The 24,463-nt window shown below is 59.0% G+C and carries 25 protein-coding genes and 1 pseudogene; 14 read left to right on the top strand and 12 right to left on the bottom strand.

Going from position 1 to position 24,463, the window contains the following annotated elements:
- Positions 1-162: 162 nt before the first annotated feature.
- From fabD to mltG, 7 genes are all read left to right on the top strand, one after another.
- Positions 163-1,101 (top strand): ACP S-malonyltransferase, encoded by a 939-nt coding sequence (gene fabD / locus GOW40_RS09990; protein WP_171130091.1) that lies wholly within the window; start codon positions 163-165, stop codon positions 1,099-1,101.
- A gap of 42 nt (positions 1,102-1,143) precedes the next feature.
- A complete protein-coding gene (fabG, locus tag GOW40_RS09985; protein WP_171130089.1) occupies positions 1,144-1,881 on the top strand; it encodes a 3-oxoacyl-[acyl-carrier-protein] reductase in 738 nt (245 codons plus the stop codon).
- A gap of 207 nt (positions 1,882-2,088) precedes the next feature.
- Entirely contained in the window at positions 2,089-2,322 is a 234-nt protein-coding gene (locus GOW40_RS09980; protein WP_008756330.1) for an acyl carrier protein, read from the top strand.
- Positions 2,323-2,462: 140 nt separating this feature from the next.
- Complete coding sequence (locus tag GOW40_RS09975) at positions 2,463-3,002, top strand: GNAT family N-acetyltransferase (protein ID WP_171099755.1); 540 nt, start codon at positions 2,463-2,465, stop codon at positions 3,000-3,002.
- A 108-nt stretch (positions 3,003-3,110) separates the two neighbouring features.
- Complete coding sequence (locus GOW40_RS09970) at positions 3,111-3,854, top strand: HisA/HisF-related TIM barrel protein (protein WP_171230950.1); 744 nt, start codon at positions 3,111-3,113, stop codon at positions 3,852-3,854.
- Between the two features lie 205 nt (positions 3,855-4,059).
- Positions 4,060-5,325, top strand: a complete 1,266-nt coding sequence (gene fabF, locus GOW40_RS09965; protein WP_171130085.1) for a beta-ketoacyl-ACP synthase II — start codon at positions 4,060-4,062, stop codon at positions 5,323-5,325.
- Positions 5,326-6,483, top strand: a complete 1,158-nt coding sequence (mltG, locus tag GOW40_RS09960; RefSeq protein ID WP_171130083.1) for an endolytic transglycosylase MltG — start codon at positions 5,326-5,328, stop codon at positions 6,481-6,483.
- 67 nt (positions 6,484-6,550) lie between these two features.
- On the opposite strand, the gene GOW40_RS09955 is transcribed toward mltG, so the two are convergent.
- Positions 6,551-7,813: a DEAD/DEAH box helicase gene (locus GOW40_RS09955; RefSeq protein WP_171130081.1), complete on the bottom strand. Its 1,263-nt coding sequence runs from the start codon at positions 7,811-7,813 to the stop codon at positions 6,551-6,553.
- A 257-nt stretch (positions 7,814-8,070) separates the two neighbouring features.
- On the opposite strand from GOW40_RS09955, the gene GOW40_RS09950 reads away from it, so the two are divergent.
- From GOW40_RS09950 to GOW40_RS09940, 4 genes and pseudogenes are all read left to right on the top strand, one after another.
- Positions 8,071-9,018, top strand: coding sequence for a DMT family transporter (locus GOW40_RS09950; protein WP_371731832.1), 948 nt, complete (start codon positions 8,071-8,073; stop codon positions 9,016-9,018).
- Between the two features lie 470 nt (positions 9,019-9,488).
- Positions 9,489-10,154 (top strand): annotated as a pseudogene (locus tag GOW40_RS22340) (glycoside hydrolase TIM-barrel-like domain-containing protein); the annotation flags it as partial.
- A gap of 180 nt (positions 10,155-10,334) precedes the next feature.
- On the top strand, positions 10,335-11,864 hold the full coding sequence (locus GOW40_RS09945) for a phage tail protein (protein ID WP_371731835.1): 1,530 nt from the start codon (positions 10,335-10,337) through the stop codon (positions 11,862-11,864).
- Between the two features lie 8 nt (positions 11,865-11,872).
- The gene (locus tag GOW40_RS09940) at positions 11,873-12,169 is read left to right on the top strand and encodes a hypothetical protein (RefSeq protein ID WP_171130079.1); all 297 of its coding nucleotides are present in this window, start codon (positions 11,873-11,875) and stop codon (positions 12,167-12,169) included.
- On the opposite strand, the gene GOW40_RS09935 is transcribed toward GOW40_RS09940, so the two are convergent.
- Complete coding sequence (locus GOW40_RS09935; RefSeq protein WP_171100146.1) at positions 12,150-12,488, bottom strand: TraR/DksA C4-type zinc finger protein; 339 nt, start codon at positions 12,486-12,488, stop codon at positions 12,150-12,152. The two genes, GOW40_RS09940 and GOW40_RS09935, sit on opposite strands and share 20 nt — an antisense overlap.
- 84 nt (positions 12,489-12,572) lie before the next feature.
- On the opposite strand from GOW40_RS09935, the gene cysE reads away from it, so the two are divergent.
- Positions 12,573-13,382, top strand: a complete 810-nt coding sequence (gene cysE / locus GOW40_RS09930; protein WP_171099739.1) for a serine O-acetyltransferase — start codon at positions 12,573-12,575, stop codon at positions 13,380-13,382.
- A gap of 72 nt (positions 13,383-13,454) precedes the next feature.
- On the opposite strand, the gene GOW40_RS09925 is transcribed toward cysE, so the two are convergent.
- The 5 genes from GOW40_RS09925 to pgk all read right to left on the bottom strand — a co-directional run bounded on the left by GOW40_RS09925 (position 13,455) and on the right by pgk (position 18,975).
- Positions 13,455-14,768 carry a pyruvate dehydrogenase complex dihydrolipoamide acetyltransferase gene (locus GOW40_RS09925; protein ID WP_171130077.1) on the bottom strand — a complete coding sequence of 438 codons (1,314 nt, stop codon included), beginning with the start codon at positions 14,766-14,768 and terminating at the stop codon, positions 13,455-13,457.
- Between the two features lie 12 nt (positions 14,769-14,780).
- Positions 14,781-16,154 (bottom strand): pyruvate dehydrogenase complex E1 component subunit beta, encoded by a 1,374-nt coding sequence (locus GOW40_RS09920; protein ID WP_171130075.1) that lies wholly within the window; start codon positions 16,152-16,154, stop codon positions 14,781-14,783.
- Positions 16,155-16,169: 15 nt separating this feature from the next.
- Positions 16,170-17,159 (bottom strand): pyruvate dehydrogenase (acetyl-transferring) E1 component subunit alpha, encoded by a 990-nt coding sequence (gene pdhA, locus GOW40_RS09915; RefSeq protein WP_171099734.1) that lies wholly within the window; start codon positions 17,157-17,159, stop codon positions 16,170-16,172.
- A 158-nt stretch (positions 17,160-17,317) separates the two neighbouring features.
- On the bottom strand, positions 17,318-17,617 hold the full coding sequence (locus tag GOW40_RS09910) for a septum formation initiator family protein (protein ID WP_171099732.1): 300 nt from the start codon (positions 17,615-17,617) through the stop codon (positions 17,318-17,320).
- 167 nt (positions 17,618-17,784) lie between these two features.
- Positions 17,785-18,975, bottom strand: coding sequence for a phosphoglycerate kinase (gene pgk / locus GOW40_RS09905; protein WP_171130073.1), 1,191 nt, complete (start codon positions 18,973-18,975; stop codon positions 17,785-17,787).
- Positions 18,976-19,108: 133 nt separating this feature from the next.
- Here pgk and GOW40_RS09900 point away from each other — a divergent pair, with 133 nt between their 5' ends.
- Both GOW40_RS09900 and GOW40_RS09895 read left to right on the top strand, forming a co-directional pair.
- Entirely contained in the window at positions 19,109-19,615 is a 507-nt protein-coding gene (locus GOW40_RS09900) for a peptidylprolyl isomerase (protein ID WP_171099728.1), read from the top strand.
- Positions 19,608-20,156, top strand: a complete 549-nt coding sequence (locus tag GOW40_RS09895) for a peptidylprolyl isomerase (RefSeq protein WP_171099726.1) — start codon at positions 19,608-19,610, stop codon at positions 20,154-20,156. The genes GOW40_RS09900 and GOW40_RS09895 overlap by 8 nt, the downstream gene beginning before the upstream one ends.
- Before the next feature lie 83 nt (positions 20,157-20,239).
- Here GOW40_RS09895 and aqpZ read toward each other — a convergent pair whose 3' ends face one another.
- The 5 genes from aqpZ to GOW40_RS09870 form a co-directional block, all read right to left on the bottom strand.
- Positions 20,240-20,929 carry an aquaporin Z gene (gene aqpZ, locus GOW40_RS09890; protein ID WP_171130071.1) on the bottom strand — a complete coding sequence of 230 codons (690 nt, stop codon included), beginning with the start codon at positions 20,927-20,929 and terminating at the stop codon, positions 20,240-20,242.
- A 134-nt stretch (positions 20,930-21,063) separates the two neighbouring features.
- On the bottom strand, positions 21,064-21,696 hold the full coding sequence (locus GOW40_RS09885) for a hypothetical protein (protein ID WP_254444390.1): 633 nt from the start codon (positions 21,694-21,696) through the stop codon (positions 21,064-21,066).
- Positions 21,697-21,856: 160 nt separating this feature from the next.
- The gene (locus GOW40_RS09880; protein WP_171099720.1) at positions 21,857-22,354 is read right to left on the bottom strand and encodes a polymer-forming cytoskeletal protein; all 498 of its coding nucleotides are present in this window, start codon (positions 22,352-22,354) and stop codon (positions 21,857-21,859) included.
- Positions 22,344-23,672, bottom strand: a complete 1,329-nt coding sequence (locus GOW40_RS09875; RefSeq protein ID WP_171130068.1) for a DUF5930 domain-containing protein — start codon at positions 23,670-23,672, stop codon at positions 22,344-22,346. Before GOW40_RS09875 ends, GOW40_RS09880 begins: the two co-directional genes overlap by 11 nt.
- Before the next feature lie 319 nt (positions 23,673-23,991).
- Positions 23,992-24,453 (bottom strand): peroxiredoxin, encoded by a 462-nt coding sequence (locus GOW40_RS09870; RefSeq protein ID WP_171099716.1) that lies wholly within the window; start codon positions 24,451-24,453, stop codon positions 23,992-23,994.
- Positions 24,454-24,463: the final 10 nt, after the last annotated feature.

The raw sequence follows: 24,463 nt of genomic DNA, 5'->3' as shown, positions 1-24,463 counted from the left end.
TCCGGGACATTCAGTTCGCTACACCCTAAATCGCTGCCCATGGGACACAAGTGCGAGAAACGCACAGAACCGGTGCCCAGATGCAGAGCGCAGGCAATGCTTGTGCCGCGCGGCCTGTCGGTTTACACCGCGCGGCAACCTGACGTCATCCAAGAGGCATCTATGACACGCGCGTTCGTATTTCCGGGGCAGGGCGCCCAGACCATTGGCATGGGGAAGGCTCTGGCCGAGGCTTATCCGGCGGCCCAAGCCGTGTTCAATGAGGTTGATGAGGCCCTGGGCGAAAAGCTGAGCGCCTTGATCTGGGAGGGTGACATTTCTGATCTGACGCTGACCCAGAACGCACAACCGGCGCTGATGGCGACCTCGATCGCGGCGATGCGCGCATTGGAGGCCGAAGGCGCGTCGATTACGGATGCCGCTTTTGTGGCGGGGCATTCGCTGGGCGAATATTCCGCGCTGGCGGCTGCGGGTGCGTTGTCCGTGGCGGATACCGCGCGCCTGCTGCGCACGCGGGGGCAGGCGATGCAATCTGCCGTACCGGTGGGTGAGGGCGCGATGGCCGCCGTTCTGGGCCTTGATCTGGACGCGGTGCGCGCAGTAGCCGAAGAGGCCGCACAAGGCGAGGTGTGCCAAGCCGCAAATGACAACGATCCCACTCAGGTTGTTGTGTCCGGTGCGAAGGCGGCGGTGGAACGTGCTGCGGTGATCGCCAAGGAAAAAGGTGCCAAGCGGGCGGTGATGCTGCCCGTCAGCGCGCCGTTCCATTGCGCGCTGATGCAGCCCGCCGCTGATGTGATGGCCGAGGCTTTGGCCGGCGTTGAAATCAATGCACCTGCAGTGCCGCTGGTGGCAAATGTACGGGCCGAAGCAGTCACCGACCCGGATCAGATCCGGTCGCTGCTGGTTGAGCAAGTCACCGGCTCGGTCCGCTGGCGCGAAAGTGTGCAGTACATGGTGGCCCAAGGGGTCGATAGCGTCTGGGAGATCGGAGCGGGCAAGGCTTTGTCGGGGATGATCCGCAAGATCGACCGGGCGGTTGCATGTCAGGCCGTGGGATCGCCGGATGATGTTCAAGCGGCGCTGGGCGCAGGTCAATAACAGGGATGACACCCGACAGGGTGTGCAACGAGGAAGTTTTACATGTTTGATTTGACAGGAAAGAATGCTCTGGTCACCGGCGCGTCAGGCGGTATCGGTGGTGACATCGCGCGTGCTTTGCACGGCGCGGGCGCAACCGTGGGTCTGTCCGGTACACGTGTTGAGCCGTTGCAGGCGCTGGCTGACGAGTTGGGCGAACGCGCTCATGTGCTGCCGTGCAACCTGAGCGATGCCGAGGCTGTTGAGGCGCTGCCGAAACAGGCGATCGAGGCAATGGGGTCGGTCGATATTCTGGTCAACAATGCCGGGATCACGCGGGACAACCTGTTCATGCGCATGTCGGATGAAGACTGGCAAAGCGTGATCAACGTGAACCTGACCTCGACCATGAAGCTGTGCAAAGGCGTGATGCGCGGCATGATGAAGGCCCGTTGGGGGCGGATCATCAACATCTCATCCGTGGTTGGCGCGACCGGGAACCCAGGACAGGCAAACTATGCCGCGTCCAAGGCGGGTATGGTGGGTATGACCAAATCGCTGGCCTATGAGGTTGCCAGCCGAGGAATCACTGCAAATGCGGTGGCGCCCGGTTTCATCACCACCGCCATGACCGACAAGCTGACCGATGACCAGAAAGCTGGCATTCTGGGGCAAGTTCCTGCCGGTCGCATGGGCGATCCGGGCGAAATTGCCGCGGCTGTTCTGTATCTAGCAAGCCCCGAGGCGGGTTATGTCACGGGGACAACCTTGCATGTGAACGGCGGCATGGCCATGTTGTAGGCGCTGCAATTGGCAGGCGCGAAAGCGTTTGCCTTGTGCGTTGTGTATGCTATAGGCGGCGCATCTTAAAAGGGACCGGTTCCGATCGGTTCTTTGTTTTCCCGGGGACCCGGGACCCAAACCGCCCGGAATGGGCAAACCAAGGCCACCCCGCGCGGGCAAGGGCAGAACCGGGCAAACCGCCCTGAAATGGAATGAGGAATAGACATGAGCGACGTCGCAGATCGCGTAAAGAAGATCGTTGTTGAGCACCTGGGTGTTGAAGAAGACAAAGTTGCGGAAAACGCATCCTTCATCGACGATCTGGGCGCAGACAGCTTGGACACTGTTGAGCTGGTTATGGCCTTCGAAGAAGAATTCGGCATCGAGATCCCTGATGACGCGGCCGAAACCATCCAGACCTTTGGCGACGCCGTCAAATTCATCAGCGAAGCTTCCTAAGAGCTTCGGTTCTGAAAAAAAGCGGCGCTTCCGGGCAACGGAGGCGCCGTTTTTTGTGGCCAGACAAATTTCTCTCTTGCATGAGATGTTTACCCTTCGCAACGTATTGTCTGAGGCAGAAAACATAAGCGGGCAAGGGCATGATAAGATCCACCCCGATGATCAACACCGCACGGTTGACGCTGTGCGCGATGCGACCTGAGGACTTTAACCGGTTCGCAGAGATATGGCGCGACCCCAAGGTTGTGTGCCATATTGGCGGCAAACCCAAAACCCGTGGCGAAGCCTGGGAATCGTTCGTGCGCAATGCCGGGCATTGGCAAATGGCAGGGTTTGGACAATGGGCCGTTGTGCTGCAAGCCAACCGGACGCTGATAGGCCAGGCGGGTTTCTTTTATGGGAACCGAGACTTGGGTGAAGATTTCGATACTTTCCCAGAGGCTGGCTGGGTTTTGGCCCAAGAAGGTCAGGGGCAGGGCTTTGGGTTTGAGGCGGCGCAGGCCGCGCATGACTGGTTTGATCGCGTGATTCCCGGCCCGTTGGTGTCCTTGATAGGCAGCAAGAACGAAGCGTCGCTGAAACTGGCACAGAAACTCGGCTATACATTGATGCGCGAGGCCAAGTATCGCGGAACCGATGTTCACTTGCTCAAGCGGGATCGTCCACCGACGCGACATTGATCGATGCCGCAAAACAGTCCGGGTTTGCCGATCTTGTGAAACCGGAACCCATTTTGAGACTCTATGCTACCGTGGAAATCCAGAGTGATTCAGCGGAGGAAATGAGTCATGATGATCTACCCCACGATGGAGTTGCAGAACGGTCGGTGCGTGACCCTGGACAAGGGGCGTTTGGAAGATGCGTTGATCTGGCATGTGGATCCGGTGGAAACGGTGCGCGGCTGGGCGGCTGCGGGTGCCGAGTGGATGCAACTGACCGATTTTGACGCAATCGAGGGTCGCGATACCAACGCCGCTTTGGTGGAGGAGATCATTCGCTCGGCCGAGATCCCTGTGCAATTGGCCGGAGGAATGCGCACCCGCGAACATGTTGAGCATTGGCTAGATAAAGGTGCAGGCCGGATCGTGATCGGCACCATGGCGGCATGGGAGCCGAATCTGGTGAAGAAATTGGCCAAGCTGTATCCAGACCAGATTGTTCTGGCGGTGGATGTCTGGAAAGGTCGTGTGATGACCGAAGGCTGGCGCAGCCAGAGCGCGTTTACGGCCGAAGCCTTTATCGACGCATTTGCGGATACGCCTTTTGCGGCGATCCTTGTGACAGATATCGACAGCGACATGGAAGATGTCGAGGCGCAGTTGGGGTTGATATCGGGTTTGGCGGCGCAGTCTCGCACACCGGTGATCGCCAGCGGCGTGGTACGCAGCGCGGATGACATCTCGCGCCTAGCCTATATACCGAACATTTCCGGGGCAATTCTGGGGCGCGCATTGTTCCGCAAGAAACTGTCATTGGAGGACGCGTTGCGCGTCGCCCGGGGCGCTCAAGAGCCGGTGGCTCAGTTCCAGTAAGACTGCGGTGTTCGCCGAGGCGCGCGGTCTGACCTGAGCATGTCAGCGCCAAGCGTTACGACGAGCCCAGCTTGCGTTTCAGTGCGGTCGCCCGGGCAAGTTGCCGTAGCGACCGCATATGCGAATACGCTGATGGTCTTGCCCCCGGACCCCGTGCCGGGGTATGAGCGGTTCTAATAACAGTAAGCAGGCAAGAGGCATATCTATGCGCAGAGTCGTTGTTACCGGCCTTGGATTGGTCACTCCTTTGGCCAGCGGGGTCGAGGAATCCTGGTCGCGGCTGCTGGATGGTGAATCCGGTGCGGGTCCGATCACTCATTTCGACGCGGTTGAAAGCGGCGTCACCACGACCTATGCCTGTGAAGTCCCGCGCGGCGATGGCGCCGATGGCACGTTCAATCCTGACGATTGGATGCCACCAAAAGAACAGCGCAAGATCGAAGATTTTATCCTCTATTCCATCGCTGCAGCCGATATGGCGTGTCAGGATGCGAATTGGTTGCCCGAAGATGAAGAGGCGCGGCTGCGCACCGGTGTCTTGATCGGTTCCGGGATTGGTGGTCTGGGATCTATCGCAAACACTGCGAACCTGATCCGCGACAAAGGTCCGCGACGTGTGTCGCCCTTCTTTATTCCCGGCGCGCTGATCAACCTGGCTTCGGGACAGGTATCGATCCGCCACGGCTTCAAGGGGCCGAACCACTCGGTTGTGACAGCCTGTTCGACGGGTGCACATGCGATTGGGGACGCAAGCCGTATCATCCGGGCGGGTGATGCCGACGTCATGATCGCCGGTGGCGGCGAGGGCTGTATCTGCGAAATCGGTATCGCGGGTTTCAACGCCTGTAAGGCGCTTTCGACGAAATATGCCGATGATCCCAAGAAGGCGAGCCGCCCTTATGACGTTGACCGGGACGGCTTTGTCATGGGTGAGGGCGCCGGTATCGTAGTGCTCGAAGACTATGAGCATGCCAAGGCGCGCGGTGCCAAGATTTACGCCGAAGTTCTGGGCTATGGCATGTCTGGGGACGCGTATCATATTACGGCCCCATCCGAGGACGGGGACGGCGCCGAACGTTCAATGCGCGCCGCGCTGCGTAGCGCCGGGTTGGAGCCGAAGGATCTGGACTATATCAACGCGCATGGCACGTCGACCATGGCCGATACCATTGAACTGGGTGCGGTCGAGCGTTTGCTGGGCGATCACGCCAGTGAGGCGACCATGACCTCGACAAAGTCGGCAACAGGTCACTTGCTGGGGGCTGCAGGTGCGATTGAGGCCATATTCTCGATCCTCGCGATCCGCGATCAGGTTGCGCCGCCGACAATCAACTTGGAAAACCCTGCCGTGGAAACGCCTATCGATCTGGCACCCAACACCAAGCGTGAGCGCAAGATCGACGTGGCCCTTTCAAACTCGTTCGGCTTTGGCGGGACTAATGCCAGCGTGATCTTCGGAAAGGTCAGCTGAATGTGGCGGGCCCTTGCATCGAACGTGTTGACCATCCTTGTGGTTGGCCTGTTCATCATGGGCGGTGTGGTCCTGTGGGGGCAATCGCAATACCGGGCTGAAGGCCCTTTGGAAACCGCGATTTGCCTGCAGGTGCAGCCGGGCTCGAACATGACGCGTGTCAGCCGTGATCTGGAAGATCAGGGCGCGATCAGCAGTGGCACGATTTTCCGCATGGCCGCCGATTACAGCGACAAGTCCCAGCAGTTGAAAGCTGGCAGTTTTCTGGTGCGCGAAGGCGCGTCGATGGAGCAGATCATTGACGAGATCACCAGCTCGGGTGCCAGTACTTGCGGCTCAGAGATCGAGTACCGGATCGGTGTAACACGTATTCAGACCCGCGTGCGCGAGCTTGACCCGGCCACGTTGGATTTCGTCGAGATTGCTGCGTTTGACGCAAGTGATGAACAGATCCCTGATGCCTATACTGAGAAGCGAGACAATGCGGATACGCGGTACCGTGTATCGCTGGCCGAAGGTGTGACGTCGTGGCAGGTTGTGGAAGCGCTCAAGAGCTTTGGGGCGCTGAGTGGCGACATTGCCGAAATCCCGCCCGAGGGGATGCTGGCCCCCGACAGCTATGACGTGACGCCAGGGGCGGCGCGCGCAGACGTTTTGCGGGACATGATGGAAGAGCAGCAGCTGCGGATCAAAGCGGTCTGGGAGGCCCGTCAAGAAGGGCTGCCGATCACCAGCCCTGAAGAGATGTTGATCCTGGCCTCGATCATCGAAAAGGAAACCGGCGTGCCGGAAGAACGCGGGCAGGTCGCGAGCGTGTTTGTGAACCGTTTGAACCAAGGGATGCGTCTGCAGACAGACCCTACTGTGATCTATGGTGTCACCAAAGGTCAAGGAACGCTGGGTCGCGGGTTGCGGCGTAGTGAGCTTAACCGCCCAACACCTTGGAATACCTATCAGATCGACGGGTTGCCACCGACCCCGATTGCCAATCCGGGTCTGGCGAGCCTTGAGGCCGCTGTGGCCCCTGATGACACGGATTTCGTGTTCTTCGTGGCGGATGGCACAGGGGGTCACGCGTTTGCCGAGACGTTGCAGGAGCATAACCGCAACGTTGCAAAATGGCGCGAGATCGAAGCCGAACGGAATTCGGGGAACTAAAACGGTTTGGGTTTAGCCCTGAACGTTTAGAAGAAAAAAAGGCGGGCTGCGGCCCGCCTTTTTTTGTTTATGCTGCTGAACGGCGCCGGGGGCGGCGGCGTCTTTGACTTTGTGATGGTGCAGCACCTGATTTGTTCTGTGGTTTGGGGCCACGGCGGCGGTTGCCCGGACGACGACCGGGTTTCGCTGGTTCCTCACGCTCGGGCATGGTTCCGCTGGCCACAGGAATTTCGATCTTCATCAGCTTTTGGATCTGGATCAGCTTGTCGATCTCATCACCGGCACAAAACGCTATCGCCTCACCCTCGCGACCTGCGCGTGCGGTGCGCCCAATGCGGTGCACATAGTTGTCGGGCACTTCCGGCAAGTCATAGTTGATCACATAGGCCACACCAGGGATGTCGATGCCGCGGGCGGCGACGTCTGTTGCCACCAGAATGGTAACTTCTCCGGCGCGGAAAGCTTTGATGGCGCGATCCCGCTGCCCCTGGCTTTTGTTGCCGTGAATCGAGGCAGCGTTGAACCCGTCAGCGACAAGGCCTTTCATTAGCTTTTCGGCCCCATGCTTGGTTCGCGAGAACACTAGCGTCAGTGCGTCGGGGTCCTGAGACAGGATCTCGCGCAGCTTGCCGGGTTTCTCGGGCTTGGAGACGAAATGGACCGACTGCGTGATCTTGTCGGCTGCTTTGCCCGGGGGCGACACTTGCACCCGCTGCGGGTTATCCAGATAGGCACGGCTGAGCTCTTCCATCTGCTTCGGCATGGTCGCCGAGAACAACATGGTTTGGCGGGGTGTGCCTAGGGCGGGCGCAATGCGACGGAGCGCATGGATAAAGCCCATGTCGAGCATCTGATCCGCCTCATCCAACACCAGATGCCGAACGGAGCCAAGATCAACGGCCCCGCGCTCCATCAGGTCGATCAGACGGCCCGGTGTGGCGACCAGAATGTCCGTGCCACGCGACAGAAACATCACTTGTTTGTTGATCGACTGCCCACCCACAACAGTGGCCACGCGCAGTTTGGTCTTTTGCGTCAGCCCGCGCAGGCTGTCGGCGATCTGGTTCACCAGCTCGCGCGTGGGCGCAAGGATCAGCGCCTTGGCTGTTTTGGGCGCAGGCTTGCCGGGCTGCGCCAGCAAATGGTCGATCAGGGGCAGGCCAAAGGCCAGAGTTTTGCCAGTGCCGGTCTGCGCCAGCCCAAGAATATCATGCCCATTCAGAGCCAGCGGGATCGCCTGGTTCTGGATCGGTGTCGGTTGTGTAAGGTTTGCGCGTTTCAGCGCGTCATTCAGTGCGGGCGCAAGGCCCAGCATGTCGAAATCGAACAAAAAACTATCCTTCTGCTGCCCAAGGCATCAGGCCACGGGCAAATCGTGATGGGCCGCGTCCGCGACCGACAGGGGTGTACGAGACCTTGGGACAAGCAGGCGGTTCCTGCTTAGCCTGGTCGTCGCGTCAAGAACCCTGCGTGATGGGGAACTATGGGGTTGATCGGGCGCTGGCTGGCTTTTCGGCCTGTGTGCTCACGCTGCAGCGCTGTTTGGTGGCACATGCGCCCTGAAGGGTTGAAAGTCAAGCACTCAATATGCGCGACGCTTGCGAAGGGCGGGCCTTTGCCGGATACCGGACAGAAGGATTCGCGGGATGGCTGTGTATGCTCAGAGCTTTTGACAGGGCGGATTTGAGAACCGCCAGCATTGCCCTTGTCATCGGGGGAATGATGTGGGGACTCTATTGGATCCCGGTCCGATACTTCGTGAGTCAAGGGCTGAGCGGCGCATGGCCGGGCATCGTCATGTATAGCTCGGCCATTTTGGTTCTTTTGCCGTTTTTGTGGCGGGAACGCAGGTCGTTGCAGCGCGCTTGGCGCAGTCTGATTTTTAGCGGCATGTTTACAGGCGCCGCCTTCAGCCTGTTCACCATCAGTCTGGTTTATACGGATGTCGTCCGCGCCATCCTGCTGTTTTATCTCACTCCGGTCTGGGGAACGATCCTGGGCATGGTGGTGCTAGGCGAGCGACCGGGGCCTTTGCGGCTTTTAGGGCTTGTCTGCGGTCTGGGCGGAATGTTCATCATCTTGGGAGGTGAACAGGGGCTGCCCTGGCCTCGGAATACCGGAGATTGGCTGGCGCTGATCTCGGGCATGACATGGGCCTTTGGAACGCTTGGACTGTATCGTGCCTCGGGTATTTCGGTACGGGGACAGGTCTTTGCCTTTATTCTGGGTGCCTTGATTTTGTCGCTGTGCAGCCTGCCATTTGGGGCGGGGCTTGAAAGAGCGCTTGGTGAAGCGGTGCTTCAGGTCGGCCCTGTCGCCTTGCTTTCGGCGCTTTATACATTGCCGATGATTTTTCTGACCATTTGGCCTGCGACCTTACTGACACCAGCACGCGTTGGGCTGCTGCTGATGAGCGAGGTGGTTGTTGGCTTGATTTCGGCTGCTTTGTTCTCGGGTGAGCCGTTTGGACTGCGCGAGTTGATTGGAGCGACTTTGATCGTGAGCGCAGCCCTGTTGGAGGTGGTTCGCAGTTGAGGGGCCAATCGTAAACACGGCGTGCGCTGAGTGTTGCAGGAGGGTTGCGTAACGCATTGACATTGCGAACTTAATTTGGTATCCCTTATGTCATGCTAGAAGAAGTGGGCAACGGCCCCGGGGGAAACCCGGTGGCCGTTTCTCGTTTCTCTCGTGCGGAAAAACTCATGCATGAGGTCACAAGCAAAACATGACTTTGATTACCCCGGAAGAGCGGATTTCTCAGACGGCAGACTTGTTGCAGTCGCTTGAGGCGTCCATTCGCGGTTTGCGCCAGGCAGCGGAAGAACTGCGCAGGCAAATCGGAGCCGGGGAGGATGCAGATCTTGCTAGTTCAGCCAGGCAACTCGGTCAGCTAGAGGGGCTGATCCGAACCTGTCAGAAAGTGGAGACAAGCTTTGTCGAACAACATCACAGACAAGCCGGAATTGCCCAAGGGGGGTACGCGCTCGACCTTGATCGGGCACGATCTGAGATCGGGGAGGGGGGGGCTGTGTGCCCTCCCTTTCCTGTTTGAGTTTTGGGCGCTGCCGCATCAATTGCCGCCTGAAGGCGACTGGCGGTCCTGGGTGATCATGGGTGGCCGTGGCGCCGGGAAGACAAGGGCCGGTTCCGAATGGGTGCGGTCGATGGTCGAAGGGTCCAAGCCTTTGGACAAGGGTGCGGCCTGTCGGGTGGCTTTGGTGGGCGAGACGTTCGATCAGGTGCGCGATGTAATGATCTTTGGCGATAGCGGGATATTGCAGTGCTCACCGCCGGATCGGTGACCGACTTGGAAGGCGTCGGAGCGCAAACTGATCTGGCCCAATGGGGCCGAAGCGCAGGCCTTTTCGGCCCATGATCCCGAGGGGCTTAGGGGTCCTCAGTTCGATGCGGCCTGGTTGGATGAGCTTGGCTGCGCGGCAATAGACAAAGGCACCAACCAGCCGAACAAATTTTTGGACCCTAAATCGTCGGAATCAAAACTGCCCAATTATTCTAATGGCTTGAGGGACGATTTCATCCAGACACGTTACCTTGAGGCGGTGCTGGGGTATTGGGGGGATCCGGCCAACAACCCGGTTTCATCGCGCTATGGTGCGCCCATGATTGATATGTCCAACGCCTATGTCTGGGCATGGGACGCGCGGCCCTTTCCCAGCTTTCCAAACCGCCGCTCGCTATGGTCGGATGGGGCGAACTATGCACGCGGCCATTGGCTGAACGGGCGGTCGGGCGCACGCACGCTGGCCTCGGTGGTGACCGAGATCTGTCACAGCGCCGGTGTGACCCATATCGATGTTTCGGGTCTTTATGGCGTGGTGCGCGGGTATGCGATGCATGATGTGATGAACGCGCGGCAGGCCTTGCAACCGCTGATGCTGAGCTATGGGTTCGACGCGATCGAACGCGACGGCCTTTTGGTGTTCCGTATGCGCAACGTATTGTCTCCGGTTGGTTTGGATCCTGATCTTCTGGCCATCTCGCCCGACATTGACGGCACAATCGAACACCGCCGCGAGGCTGAGGCCGAGACGAGCGGCCGGGTGCGGCTGCGATTTGTGCAATCGGATGCCAACCATGATGTGGTCGCTGAAGAGGCTGTGTTGCCTGACGACGCAACCCATGCGGTTTCGGTGAACGAGATGCCTCTGTCCCTGACCCGAGGGGAAGGGCGGCAGACGGTCGAGCGCTGGCTGAGCGAGTCTCGTGTCTCGCGCGAAACGGCGCGGTTCGCGCTGCCGCCATCGATGCTGCATCTGGGGGCGGGCGATGTGGTCAAACTGCCGGATCGTCAAGATGGCATGCTGTACCGGATCGACAGGCTGGAGCAGGCCGAGATGCAATTGGCCGATCTGGTGCGGATCGAACCCGGCAATTATTCGCCCGCCGAGATCGCCGATGATGTGGTGGCCGAACGGCCCTTTACCGCGCCGGTTCCGGTCTTGCCGGTGTTTTTGGATCTGCCGCTGATCACCGGCGGTGAAGCGCCACACGCGCCGTATCTGGCAGTGTCGGCCAATCCATGGCCCGGCAATATCGCGGTCTATTCAGCGGCGCAGGACGAGAACTATGCCCTGAGCGAGATTATCGCGGGTCAGGCAGTGATCGGCTTTACCGAAACGCCCCTGTGGCGCGCAAGCCCTGGGGTCTGGGATCAGTCCGCGCCTTTGCGGGTCAACCTGATCGACGGAGTTCTGGACACACAACCGAGGTCGAGCCTGTTGAACGGGGCCAATCTGGCCGCAATCGGCGATGGCACTCCGAGCAATTGGGAAGTGTTCCAGTTTGCCGAGGCTGACCTGCAAGATGTCGGCGTATACAACCTGTCGACCCACTTGCGTGGACAGTTGGGCACCGATGCGCTGATGCCGGATGTCTGGCCAGCGGGTTCATGTTTCGTGTTGCTGGACAACCGTGTCTATCAAACCGGGCTGACACGCGGTGAGCGACGGCTGACCAAGCACTACCGGATTGGCCCGGCCACGCGCGGCAATGATGACCCGTCTTATGTACATCTGATCGAAACCTTCGAAGGCAATGGCTTGCGCCCATATCGGCCTGTGCATCTGAAACGCGCAGGTTCAGGGGGCGAGGACAGCTTCACCTGGATACGCCGGACCCGTATCGACGGGGACGACTGGGATGGGTTGGATGTGCCTTTGGCAGAAGAGACCGAGAGCTATCTGATCCGAGTTGTGGTCAGTGGCGGTGTCGTACGCGAAGAAGTCTCTCAAACACCGCACTGGAGCTATACCCCGGCGATGAAAGCGGCTGACGGCGTCGTCGGACCCTATGAATTCCGTGTGGCGCAGGTGTCTGCCACTTATGGGCCGGGTCCCTTTGCGGCCCTGGTGGTCGGGTAGGTCTGATCATGCGTCCCGTTCTTCACGGAGATGTCAGCGCGGCGGCACGCGCCTTTTTGGCCGTGCCCGCCACAGATCGAGAGCGACTGTGCGGGCGTATGATCGCCGAAGCCGAAGCTGCGGACCAGCACGTGGCCCAAACGGGGCGTCTGCATCCAGTCTTTGGAAACGGCTCATTGATGGCGGCGGCACGTGGTCGCCACCTTGCGGACGAGCCGGGATTTGACAATCTTAGTTACTGCGCTTGCTTCGAGATGGTCTTGCGGCATCTCATTCGGTTTCACGCTAACCTGCGGCGCAGCTGATGCATTTGCTGGCGGCGGGGTCCAGATCCAACCGCCCACGCGCGATGTCTTCGCCGCAATCTTCGCAATATCCAAACTCTCCTTCTGCAATACGCGCAAGCGCGGCCTGTAATCTGAGGGTTTCCAGATCGCGGCGGCTTTGCTGTGCCTGCGCCATCGCCTGGTTTTGCAGCGCGTCCATCCGACTGAGACGCCCAACAGCCTGTTGATCCAGCTCCACAACCGAGCGAGCGTCGTTTGTGCCTTCTGTCTGGGCCCGGATTTCTGCCAACAGGGTCCGAATTCGGCCTTTGAAATGCTGAATATCGGCATCATTCATTTTTGTTGCCCTGTCGATCACGGGTTTGCGTTTGGTAATTTTACCACTAAATGGCATTCTAGGCGCAGCAAAAGGACATAAGCCATGTTGGAAAAGCGCAGTCACGTCACCACTGTTGACCCGGTCTGGACCAGAATCACTGAAGAAGCTCAGGCTGCGGTCGATAAAGAACCGCTCATGGGCGGCTTGGTGCATGCCTGTATCCTTCACCACCGCAGCCTTGAACGCGCGCTGTCGTATCGTGTCTCAGCCAAACTGAGCTCGAACGAGATGTCGATGATGGTTCTGCGCGAAATCGTGGATGAAGCCTATGCGGACGAACCGGCGCTGGTCGAAGCTGCGCGGGCCGACCTTATGGCCGTCTACGAACGCGACCCGGCCTGTCATCGCCTGTTGCAGCCAGTTCTTTATTTCAAAGGCTACCAGGCCATGCAGGCCTATCGCGTGGCTCATTGGCTGTGGCGCAAGGGCCGTCATGATCTGGCCTATTTCTTCCAGATGCGTTCGTCTGAGATCTTTGGGATCGACATTCACCCCGCTGCAAAAATTGGCAAAGGTATCATGATCGATCACGCCCACTCCATTGTCATCGGTGAGACCGCGGTGGTGGGTGACAATGTCTCGATGCTGCATTCCGTGACCTTGGGCGGAACCGGAAAAGAAGAAGAACAACGCCATCCCAAGATCGGCGATGGCGTATTGATCGGGGCCGGCGCCAAGGTGCTGGGCAATATCGAAGTTGGCCATTGCAGCCGTATCGCCGCCGGGTCTGTTGTTCTGCAAGAAGTTCCGCCGTGCAAAACAGTGGCGGGGATCCCTGCAAAGATCGTCGGAGAAGCCGGCTGTGATCAGCCGTCAATTTCGATGGATCATATGTTGGGCAAAGATCAATAAGTCGGACTTGAGAAACGTAAAAAGGCCGCCTCGTGGGTTGAGGCGGCCTTTTTTGTACGTCGTTTGCTGGGATTACGCCAACATCACCATCGGGTTTTCCAGGTTCTCGACAATGGCCTTGAGCAACTCGGCCCCCAGCGCGCCGTCGATAACGCGGTGATCGACCGACATGGTGACCGACATGACGGTGGCCACGGTCAGCTCTCCATCATCGCCGACCACCGGTTTCTTGACCCCGGTGCCCACGGCAAGAATACCGGCATGGGGTGGGTTCACGATGGCGTCGAAATTGTCGATGCCGAACATGCCCAGGTTCGAGATTGCAAAGGTGCCGCCCTGATATTCGTGCGGAGCCAGCTTGCGTTCGCGGGCGCGGGCGGCGAGGTCTTTCATCTCGGTCGAGAGCGCCGAGAGCGATTTCATATCGGCATCCTGCAACACCGGCGTGAAAAGCCCGCCTTCGATGGCGACGGCCACGGCTACGTCCGAGGGTTTCAGTTGCAGCACCCTGTCGCCTGCCCAAACCGCATTACAGGCCGGAACCTGTTGCAGAGCGTTGGCAACGGCTTTGATGATGAAATCGTTGACGCTCAGCTTGACGCCGCGGCCTTCCAGCTGCTTGTTCAACTGGCTGCGGAATTTGAGCAGCGCGTCCAGTTTGATGTCACGGCGCAGGTAGAAATGCGGGATGGTCTGCTTGGCCTCGCCCAGACGTGCGGCAATGGTTTTGCGCATGCCGTCCAGCTGGACTTCCTCGTACTCGCGACCCTCGTACATGCGCGCAACCATATCGGCTGAGGGGCCTGTGGGCGCAGTCGCCGGGGCCGGAGCCGCAGCAGCGGGTGCGGGCGCAGCAGCGGCTGGCGCCGCCGTGGCGCTTTCCACATCGGCTTTGACAATGCGGCCATGCGGGCCTGAGCCGGTGATCTGCGCCAGGTCGAGACCTTTTTGCGCCGCGATCCGACGGGCCAGGGGCGAGGCAAAGATACGGCCACCGTCGGCTTTGACCGGCGCCGCCGGGGCTGGGGCTGCCGGTGCGGCGGGTGCCTCGGACGCCACAGGGGCGGCCTCGTTACCCGCGGCGGCTGCGGGGGCAGCCGCTGGCGCTGCGGCTGGTGCGGCTGCGATGTCATCGGCGCTTTCACCGTCTTCCAACAGAACCGCGATGGCGGTGTTAACCTTGACGCCTTCCGAGCCTTCGGGGATCAGGATCTTGCCTATGGTGCCTTCATCCACGGCTTCGAATTCCATTGTCGCCTTGTCGGTTTCGATCTCGGCCAACAGGTCACCGGACGAGACGGTATCGCCTTCCTTGACCAGCCATTTGGCAAGCGTGCCTTCTTCCATCGTCGGCGAAAGGGCGGGCATCAGAATTTCAGTGGGCATCTGTCTCGCTCCTTACCGGTAGGTCACTTGTTTCACGGCTGCAATCACTTCGTCGGTGGTGATCAGGGCCAGTTTTTCGAGGTTTGCGGCATAAGGCATCGGAACGTCCTTGCCGGTGCAGTTGATGACCGGGGCGTCGAGATAGTCGAACGCCTCTTGCATCACCACCGAGCTGATATAGCTGCCGACTGAGCCTTGCGGCCAGCCTTCTTCGACGGTCACCAGGCGGTTGGTTTTCATCACCGAATTGATGATCGCGCCGGTATCCATAGGGCGGATGGTGCGCAGGTCGATCACTTCGGCGCTGATGCCGTCTTCGGCCAGCTTGTCGGCGGCCTCAAGCGCGTATTGCATGCCGATGCCAAAGCTGACGATCGTCACATCCGAGCCTTCGCGCCAAATGCGGGCCTTTCCCAGCGGGATAGTCAGATCATCCACTTGCGGCATGTCGAAGGACCGGCCGTAGAGGATTTCGTTCTCCAGGAAAACCACCGGGTTCGGATCACGAATTGCGGATTTCAGCAGGCCTTTGGCGTCGGCTGCCGAATAGGGCATGACAACTTTCAGGCCGGGGATCTGCATATACCAAGCGGCATAGTCCTGGCTGTGCTGCGCTGCCACGCGGGCGGCGGCGCCATTGGGGCCCCGGAACACGATGGGGCAGCCCATCTGACCGCCAGACATATAGAGCGTCTTGGCGGCAGAATTGATGATCTGGTCAATCGCCTGCATGGCGAAGTTGAAGGTCATGAACTCAACAATCGGTTTCAGGCCACCAAAGGCAGAGCCCACAGCGATACCCGCAAAACCATGTTCAGTAATCGGCGTGTCAATCACGCGCTTGGGGCCGAATTCATCCAGCAGGCCCTGGCTGATCTTGTAGGCGCCTTGATATTCGGCGACCTCTTCGCCCATCAGATAGACGTCTTCGTCGCTGCGCATTTCTTCGGCCATCGCGTCGCGCAGGGCTTCGCGGACGGTTTCGGATTTCATCTCGGCATCGGCGGGCCAATCGGGCGACAAGTCCACAACCGGTGCGGCGGGGGCAGCAGCGGCGGGAGCAGGGGCCTCAACCGCCGCTGAGGCGGCTTCGGTCTCTGCTGCGGCGGCGGGTGCCGCAGCGGGCAGGGCGGAGGCGTCTTCGCCTTCCTCGACCAGGATCGCGATGGGGGTGTTGACCTTGACCCCTTCGCTGCCTTCCGCGATCAGGATCTTGCCGATGATGCCTTCATCAACGGCTTCGAACTCCATCGTCGCCTTGTCGGTTTCGATCTCGGCCATGATGTCGCCCGAGGATACAGTGTCGCCTTCCTTGACCAGCCACTTGGCCAGCGTGCCCTCTTCCATCGTGGGCGAAAGGGCGGGCATGAGAATTTCGGTTGCCATGTCTTAATCGTCCTCTCAGGCGTAAATGTCTGTCCAGAGCTCTTCGACCGAAGGCTCGGGGCTTTCTTTTGAGAATTCGGCGGCCTGATTGACGATCTCTTTGATCTCTTTGTCGATCGCCTTCAGATCCTCTTCGGTCGCGTGTTTGCCAGTTAGAAGCATCTCGCGCACATGTTCGATCGGGTCACTTTGTTCGCGGACCTTCTGAACCTCTTCTCGGGTGCGGTACTTGGCCGGGTCCGACATCGAGTGGCCGCGATATCGGTAGGTCTTGACCTCAAGGATATAGGGGCCTTTGCCTGCGCGGCAGTGAGCAACGGCCTTTTCGCCCGCAGCCTTGACCGCCAGCACATCCATACCATCGACAATCTCGCCGGGGATGCCGAATGCTTCGCCGCGCAGGTAAATGTCTTTGGTCGAGGTCGAGCGTGCCTGCGAGGTGCCCATGGCATATTGGTTGTTCTCGATCACGAACACCACCGGCAGATCCCAGATCGCGGCCATGTTGAAGGTCTCATAGACCTGGCCTTGGTTGGCGGCGCCATCCCCGAAATAGGTAAAGGTCACACCGCCGTTTTCCTTGTACTTGTCGGCAAAGGCCAGACCGGCCCCCAACGGCACCTGCGCGCCAACAATGCCATGACCACCATAGAAGTGCTTCTCTTTCGAGAACATGTGCATCGAGCCGCCCTTGCCCTTGGACAAGCCGCCTTCGCGCCCGGTCAGTTCGGCCATCACGCCACCCGGATCCATGCCGCAGGCCAGCATATGGCCGTGGTCGCGATAGGAGGTGATCCGCTTGTCACCTTCTTTGGCCGCAGCTTCAAGCCCGACAACAACTGCTTCCTGACCGATATACAGGTGACAGAAACCACCGATCAGGCCCATGCCATAGAGCTGGCCCGCCTTTTCCTCGAATCGCCGGATCAGCAGCATCTCGCGGTAATATGTCGTGAGTTCTTCCGCAGAAACATTTGGTTTCTTTGTGGTTTTTCGCGCAGCCATAGTGGCGATCTCCCCCTCTCGGCAAGATAGTTTAGCGTTAAACTATTTCATAAAGCATTTGGCGCTTGCTGGCGAGGGTAAATGTGACGCATGGTCATTCACGCGAAATTAATGCGCTCTGACGCGCTATGCCATGAGGTCTTACAAGGTGGATGGAACTATTGAATAACGATCTCATCCGCGCGGATCAGGCCCAGAATGGACCGCGCCTGCTGATCCAGCAGATCCAGATCCAGGTAGGTATCTGACAGGCGCAGGGTCAGGTTTTCCATCTTCGCGATTTCGGCGTTCAACTGCGTAAGATCCCGCGACAGCGCGTCCCGTTCGGCAGCGATCTCGACACGGCGGAACAGACCATAGTCACCTTGCACGGCGGCAAAGGTGAAATAAGCGCCCAACATGAAGGCGACCGAGAAGAACAGGACTGCACCCAAACCGGGGCGATGTGAACGGGTCACTAGGGAAACCACCGAATAGAAACTGCCTCGAACATGTGCCCTTAGCGGACATCTGGAAACACTATGTCACAGGTGATTCGGCTTGTGAATCCCCTGTGCTACAAAAACAGGAGCCAAAAACGAGATTGGCAAAGCGCCGCTGACTAGCGCTTTGTGCAAGCTCTGTTTTACTGGTCCAACGCCGCGACGCCGGGCAGGGTTTTGCCTTCCATCCACTCCAGGAACGCACCGCCAGCGGTTGAGATATAGGTGAAATCCGCAGCCGCGCCCGAGGCGTTCAGCGCTGCGACAGTGTCACCACCGCCGGCGACCGAGATCAATTGACCCGAACGACTGAGTTCAGCCGCTTTCAAAGCGGCCGCATTGGTGGCGGCATCAAACGGCGTCAACTCGAACGCGCCCAGGGGGCCGTTCCAGATCAGGGTCTGGCTTTTTGCAAACACCTCAGTGATGGTGGCTACGCTGTCGGGCCCTGCATCCAGGATCATGCTGTCTTCGGGGCATTGATCGGCGGGCAGGACCTGATGCGGCGCATTGGCCTCGAATGCAGTGGCGACCACCACGTCACTGGGCAGAACGATCTGACAACCCGCGCTTTGCGCTTTGGCAAGGATCTCGGCCGCTGTGTCCTTCATCGCGGTTTCGGCAAGAGATTTCCCAACACTGATGCCTTGCGCCACCAGAAAGGTGTTGGCCATCCCACCGCCGATGACCAGATAATCGACCTTCTCGATCAGATTGCCCAACAGCTCCAGCTTAGTTGAAACCTTGGCGCCACCCACAACCGCGGTCACGGGGCGTTTGGGAGCGCCCAATGCACCTTCAAGCGCTTGCAGCTCGGCCTGCATCAGACGGCCCGCACAGGCGGGCAGCAGGCGGGCAATGGCCTCGGTCGAGCTATGGGCGCGGTGGGCGGCGGAAAAGGCGTCATTGCAATAGACATCGCTCAGCTTGGCCATGCCCGCGGCCAGATCGGTGTCGTTTTTGGTCTCTGCCGCGTGATAGCGCGTGTTTTCCAGCAACAGGACCTGACCGGGTTGCAGCGCCTCTGCCGCCTGTTCTGCTGCGGGCCCTACGCAATCCTCGGCAAAGACAACGGGCGTGCCAAAGGCCGTCTCAAGCGCGGGCACCAGCTGTTTAAGCGACATCTCGGGCACGCGTTCGCCCTTGGGGCGCCCGAAATGAGCCAGAAGGATCGGCATACCGCCAGCGGCCAGAATATCTTGAACCGTCGGCACAATGCGCTGAATGCGGGTGTCGTCGGTCACAACACCGTCTGAAACCGGTACATTGATGTCGACACGCACCAAAACGCGCTTGCCGTTCAGGTCCATGTCATCCAGTGTCTTCCAGCCCATCCTGCGATCCTCGCTGTTTGCAATCCGTTTAGGCGGTTCTTTTCCTGCTATTTGCCCTCAGGTCAATGCGTCACTTGGCTTTCAGGCGCGCGCGTCATAACTATTTGCCAAGAATAAATGACAGGAGGGCCTCATGGCCGAGATCAAAGACCCCGAAAACACGATCATAATCGAGCTGAAGGATGGCAACGTGACCATCGAGCTTCTGCCCGATGTCGCGCCGCAGCACAGCGCGCGGATGAAGGAACTGGCCCGTGGGGGCGAGTATGACAACGTGGCCTTTCACCGTGTGATTGACGGGTTCATGGCGCAAACCGGCGATGTGCAACACGGCGATATGGAAGACGGCTTTAACCTGCGTATGGCGGGCACCGGTGGTTCGTCGCTGCCAAACGTTCCCGCCGAATTTTCGTCGCTGCCGCATGATCGCGGCACCTTGGGTGCGGCCCGGTCGCAGAACCCCGATTCAGCCAACTCGCAGTTCTTCATCAACTTCAAGGACAACCATTTCCTGAACGGCCAGTACACGGTCTATGGCCGTGTGATTGACGGGATGGAGCATGTGGACGCGATTGTACGCGGAGAGCCGCCGCAAAGCCCCGATCGCATGATCAGCGTCAAAGTGGCTGCCGATGTATAAGCTGGCGGCTGCATTTGCCCTGCTGGCCGGTCCTGCGCTTGCGACCGGTTTGCAGATCGAAATCGAAGGTGAGGGGGCCAATGGCACCGTCACCGTCGACCTGTTCGAAGATCTCGCCCCCCAACATGTGGAACAGATCACCGCACTGGCCGCCGCCGGCCAGTATGACAATGTGGTGTTTCACCGGGTGATCGAAGGTTTCATGGCGCAGACCGGCGATGTGGAACATGGCCGTCTGGGCAGCGATCTGCGCCGCGCAGGCACAGGTGGGTCAGACCGTCCTGACCTGCCCGCCGAGTTCTCGGATTTCAACTTTGACCGAGGCGTCGTGGGCATGGCAAGGGCGCAGGATCCCAACAGCGCCAACTCGCAGTTCTTCATCATGTTCGAACCGGGGCCGTTCCTGAATGGTCAATACACCGTTATCGGGCAGGTCACCGACGGTATGGATGTGGTTGACGCGATCAAGCGCGGCGATGGACCGAATGGCGCTGTCATCGGGCAGCCGGACGCGATGAAAACGGTCACCGTGACCGAGTAGAAAGACCAAACCCGGCGCTCATGACAGCGCCGGGTTTTTTTGAGGCTTTGCGCGGCGGCGTCTGAACCCCGCACTTTTGCAAGTCAGTCTTCGGACGACATCACCTTCCAGATCAGCGCACCTACGGCTCCACCGATCAGCGGTGCGACCCAGAACAGCCATAGCTGTGCCAATGCGGGACCATCCGCAAAGAGCGCAACGCCGGTCGACCGCGCCGGGTTGACCGAAGTGTTGGTTACTGGGATCGAAATCAGGTGGATCAGCGTCAATGCCAGACCAATAGCGATGGGGGCAAAGCCAGCTGGGGCGCCCTTGGACGTGGCGCCAAGGATGATCAGGATAAAGAACGCGGTCAGCACAATCTCGATCACCAAGGCCGACATCAAAGAATACCCTTCGGGCGAGGCCGCGCCATACCCGTTCGAGGCAAACCCTCCAACGCCTTCGAAACCGGGCGCACCGCTGACGATGATATAGAGTACAAGCGCTGCAACAACGGCACCCGCGACCTGCGCAGCCCAGTAGGGAAGCAGATCTTTGGCCGGAAAGCGCCCACCGACCATCAGACCCAGACTCACGGCAGGATTGAAATGCCCGCCCGAGATATGGCCAACCGTATAGGCCATGGTCAGGACAGTCAGGCCGAAGGCAAAGGAAACGCCCAGCCAGCCGATGCCCACATCGGCCACACCCGCCGCCAGCACCGCACTCCCGCAGCCCCCCAGAACCAGCCAGAACGTGCCGAAGAACTCGGCCATTAGTTTCGATGACATCAAAATCCCTCCGAAAAACAAACGTCTTATACTCATTCGAATAACATGTTTTTTTACGTTTTGTGAGCGGGGAATCTTTACCGCTCCGGCGTCAGAACCCTATGAGGAGACTGCCCGATTTGCGGCACCACGGATCAAACCGCCTTGATCGCCTTGCGCAGCAGTCGATTGCATCGACCGGAGAGAAAAGGAGACACTTCCTCGGTGCCTAGGCCACGTCGGTTCAGAAATAGCGCCAGGGCAAAAGCACGCGTGGGTTGGGTCATGTACCCCGACCAGCCGGCGTCATCAGCGCTTTGCAACTGGAACACGCCGAAACCGGCGATGATACATCCCAGATCCGTGGCAAGCTCATGGGCTTCATATCCGCCAGGCACGGCGTCCTCATGGCCGTCCAGCCGAGCGTGCATAAGCTCATGCGCCAGAAGGTTGATGAATTGTAAGGGCCGTTTCAACAGCGCGGGATCGTATCGGATCACCGTTGCCCCATCGATGGACTGATGTGTCCCAGCAATCGATGTAGCGGATTCATACGTGTGTCGGTATTCCTCGGGCAACACATCCAGCGTTAACAAGGTGACTGGCTTGCTCAGGTGCAACAGGCGTTTGACGTCTATCAACACGCGCTCGGCTGTCTCATGATCTTCGCCGCCGGGAGCCGAGAAGAATTCTTTGGTTGGCAGGATGACTTTACGCGGTGGTTCGAAATGTTCATCGAACCAGTCAAAGCAGTCTTCAACCCAAGACCGTAAGTTATCAGAGATCAATTGACGCGACCAAAACACTTTATGTTCCAAATACAATGTCTTGGACTTATGTCGCGTGTGTCCGCTTGGGCGTCAAGTCGCGAATTTGCGCGGTTGTACTGCAAGGAAAAACGCCGCAGACCTAGGTCCACGGCGTCGATCTTCAGTAAGAGAGGGGGTCTTACTGTTTTACGTCTGCCGCCGCGTTGGCGGCGGCTTTGCCACCGCGACCGGGGTTCAGCGGGTCGTCCTGGCGCTGCACAGATCCTTCGAAATGCGCACCACTTTCGATCGCGATTGTCTTGTGGATGATGTCGCCTTCGACCCGCGCGGTCGAGGTCAGGCGAACCTTCAGGCCGCGCACACGACCCACGATGCGGCCATTGACCACAACGTCATCAGCGGTCACTTCGCCCTTGATGGTGGCGGTTTCGCCAATGGTCAGCAAATGCGCGCGGATGTCGCCTTCGACAGTGCCTTCAACCTGAATATCACCCGATGTCTTGAGGTTACCGGTGATGTGCAGATCCGAGGACAGCACCGAGGCAGGGGGTTTCGGCTTGGGCGCCGTGCTTGCCTTTGGCTCGGCTGGTGCAGGGGCCGGAGCAGCCGGTGCAGCTGCTTTTTCCGACTCGGCGGCCTTGGTTCCGGGCTCGTTGATTTTGCTCTTAGAAAACATTTCTCGCAGCCTTGATGTAAGTCATTGGGTTTACGGGCTTTCCGTTCACGCGCACCTCATAGTGCAGATGTGTTCCGGTTGACCGTCCAGTGCTACCCATATCAGCTATATGATCCCCGCGCGAGACCCTTTGACCCACCTTGACCCGGATACTTGTGTTATGAGCGTAAAGTGTCTCAATTCCAAAGGCATGGCGAATTCTGACCAGACGGCCAAAGCCCGATTGCCAGCCCGCATGCGTGACCACGCCATCGGCCGTAGCGAAGATGTCCGTTCCGGGTGATCCTGCGAAATCCGCCCCATTATGCATACGGCGGCCGCCCGTTTTTGGGTCGCGCCGTGTGCCAAACCCACTGGTATAGCGCACAGCTGCGTTCACTGGGCTGGCGAAAGGGGCTTTCTCGGCGGCGATGCGAAAAAGATTCAACTGATCCATCTGCTGCAGCAGAGTATTCGCGCGGATCTGGTCGGGGGTCAGTTCCGACTCACCGCGCGTGCTGAAGGATAAAGGGGTCAGCGGACCGCCCATACCGCTATATCCGCGCCGGACCTCTTCGATGATACGATCTGTCGGCATCCCGGCCTGGCGGAACATCTTGTCCAGCGGCTCGACCGAAATCACCATTGCCTCTTCCAGCTGGCGAAATATCTCGTCGCTGCGTTCCTGCATCAAACGGATCTCCAGCTCTAGCTCAGCGCGCTGTTCCAACGCGCCCTGTGCATCGGCTGCAATCGCGTCACGCTCAAGCGCGGTGCGCGCAAGCGCGTCGGTCATGAACGCCATCTGCTCTGGGTTTGCGGCGGCCATCATGAAGGGCGCGTCCGCTTCGGTCAGTTGCTGCATTTTGGCCAGCTCAGCGCGCGCCTCTTCGCGCTGTTTCATGGTCGCCCGCAAGGTTGTCTGGATCACCTCAATCCCGGTTTCCAGCTCGCGGCGGCGGTTTTCTGACGCCAGCAGTTCTGACTGCATCGCCGAAACCTGTTCCAGCGCTGCGTTGAACCGATCATGCGCAGCCAGAGCTTCGGCTGCGCGCGCATCGCGTTCTGCAGACAGAACATTCAACCGCTCTTGATAGACGGCCTGATCGCGTTTTGCCTGATCTCGAAAGTTGCCCGACCCGATACTGTCCATCAGCAAGATTGAAGTTGCCACTGCGGTCCAGCCGACCATCACAGCAACGCCAGTTACCGCAATAACCTGTGTTTCGGAACTCAGCCGGATATACCGTGTATCACTGTCGGATTTCAAAAACACCCTGCGTTCAGGAAAAATCCGCTCAAGCAGTGCGTGTAGTTTAATAGCTAGGCGTGTTCGCACGCGTCCTACCCCATTGTCCCCATATTCGGGCTGGTTGTGAGTGAGTGGCCTGCCCTTGGGCAGAGTGCATAATGGGGTGTCGTGTTTTGAGCAAGTTTCTTGACCAAAGAGTCAGCATAAGCGGAAGAATCGCGCTTGAGATCGGCGGGAAATCGCCGAAAATCCGGTATTTGAGGGCTCTGTGGCCGATTGACGATGGGTAAACTCACGATCTCGATCACGCAGATCGTGGCCGCGATAGTTGAAACTCTGAGTATCGATTTGCGCCCCCCGCAACCTTCTGCGCCGCGGGGCTGTGCCGGGTTTTTGGCCGGTCAGATCACATTTCTTGCACGGCTTGCAGCACCTCATCCACATGGCCGGGCACTTTGACCTTTCGCCACATACGTGCGATTTTTCCATCCTTGTCGATCAGAAAAGTTGACCTTTCAATCCCCATGGATTTGCGCCCATACATGTTCTTTTCGACCCAGACACCATAGTCTTCGCAGACAGTTGATCCGTCATCTGACAGCAGCGGTGTGGTCAAACTGTGCTTGGCGACGAACTTGTCATGTTTCGCCACCGTATCTTTCGAGATGCCGAAAACGTGAGCCCCGGCTTGCTCAAACGCTTCTAACTGCTCTGAAAAACCAATGGATTCCTTGGTGCAGCCCGGCGTATCATCGCGAGGGTAGAAAAATAAAACGACGGCCTTGCCGCGTAGCGCGGACAGGGTTACGTCGCCGCCACCATCGCGCGGCAAAGTGAAGTCAGGGGCAAGATCTGAGACGTCGGGCATTTTATACTCC

Origin of the sequence: Ruegeria sp. HKCCA6707, from assembly GCF_013033515.1 — a bacterium.
Taxonomy (GTDB): Bacteria; Pseudomonadota; Alphaproteobacteria; order Rhodobacterales; family Rhodobacteraceae; genus Ruegeria.
Note: the sequence above shows the minus strand (reverse complement) of the source record. Positions and strands in the feature narration are given on the sequence as shown.

Excerpts from the sequence above, each read along its gene's own strand:
- fabD (WP_171130091.1), top strand. The coding sequence starts at position 163 with ATGACACGCGCGTTCGTATTTCCGGGGCAGGGCGCCCAGACCATTGGC.
- fabG (WP_171130089.1), top strand. The coding sequence starts at position 1,144 with ATGTTTGATTTGACAGGAAAGAATGCTCTGGTCACCGGCGCGTCAGGC.
- GOW40_RS09980 (WP_008756330.1), top strand. The coding sequence starts at position 2,089 with ATGAGCGACGTCGCAGATCGCGTAAAGAAGATCGTTGTTGAGCACCTG.
- GOW40_RS09975 (WP_171099755.1), top strand. The coding sequence starts at position 2,463 with ATGATAAGATCCACCCCGATGATCAACACCGCACGGTTGACGCTGTGC.
- GOW40_RS09970 (WP_171230950.1), top strand. The coding sequence starts at position 3,111 with ATGATGATCTACCCCACGATGGAGTTGCAGAACGGTCGGTGCGTGACC.
- fabF (WP_171130085.1), top strand. The coding sequence starts at position 4,060 with ATGCGCAGAGTCGTTGTTACCGGCCTTGGATTGGTCACTCCTTTGGCC.
- mltG (WP_171130083.1), top strand. The coding sequence starts at position 5,326 with ATGTGGCGGGCCCTTGCATCGAACGTGTTGACCATCCTTGTGGTTGGC.
- GOW40_RS09950 (WP_371731832.1), top strand. The coding sequence starts at position 8,071 with ATGCGCGACGCTTGCGAAGGGCGGGCCTTTGCCGGATACCGGACAGAA.
- GOW40_RS09945 (WP_371731835.1), top strand. The coding sequence starts at position 10,335 with ATGCATGATGTGATGAACGCGCGGCAGGCCTTGCAACCGCTGATGCTG.
- GOW40_RS09940 (WP_171130079.1), top strand. The coding sequence starts at position 11,873 with ATGCGTCCCGTTCTTCACGGAGATGTCAGCGCGGCGGCACGCGCCTTT.
- GOW40_RS09935 (WP_171100146.1), bottom strand. The coding sequence starts at position 12,488 with ATGAATGATGCCGATATTCAGCATTTCAAAGGCCGAATTCGGACCCTG.
- cysE (WP_171099739.1), top strand. The coding sequence starts at position 12,573 with ATGTTGGAAAAGCGCAGTCACGTCACCACTGTTGACCCGGTCTGGACC.
- GOW40_RS09925 (WP_171130077.1), bottom strand. The coding sequence starts at position 14,768 with ATGCCCACTGAAATTCTGATGCCCGCCCTTTCGCCGACGATGGAAGAA.
- GOW40_RS09920 (WP_171130075.1), bottom strand. The coding sequence starts at position 16,154 with ATGGCAACCGAAATTCTCATGCCCGCCCTTTCGCCCACGATGGAAGAG.
- pdhA (WP_171099734.1), bottom strand. The coding sequence starts at position 17,159 with ATGGCTGCGCGAAAAACCACAAAGAAACCAAATGTTTCTGCGGAAGAA.
- pgk (WP_171130073.1), bottom strand. The coding sequence starts at position 18,975 with ATGGGCTGGAAGACACTGGATGACATGGACCTGAACGGCAAGCGCGTT.
- GOW40_RS09900 (WP_171099728.1), top strand. The coding sequence starts at position 19,109 with ATGGCCGAGATCAAAGACCCCGAAAACACGATCATAATCGAGCTGAAG.
- GOW40_RS09895 (WP_171099726.1), top strand. The coding sequence starts at position 19,608 with ATGTATAAGCTGGCGGCTGCATTTGCCCTGCTGGCCGGTCCTGCGCTT.
- aqpZ (WP_171130071.1), bottom strand. The coding sequence starts at position 20,929 with ATGTCATCGAAACTAATGGCCGAGTTCTTCGGCACGTTCTGGCTGGTT.
- GOW40_RS09880 (WP_171099720.1), bottom strand. The coding sequence starts at position 22,354 with ATGTTTTCTAAGAGCAAAATCAACGAGCCCGGAACCAAGGCCGCCGAG.
- GOW40_RS09870 (WP_171099716.1), bottom strand. The coding sequence starts at position 24,453 with ATGCCCGACGTCTCAGATCTTGCCCCTGACTTCACTTTGCCGCGCGAT.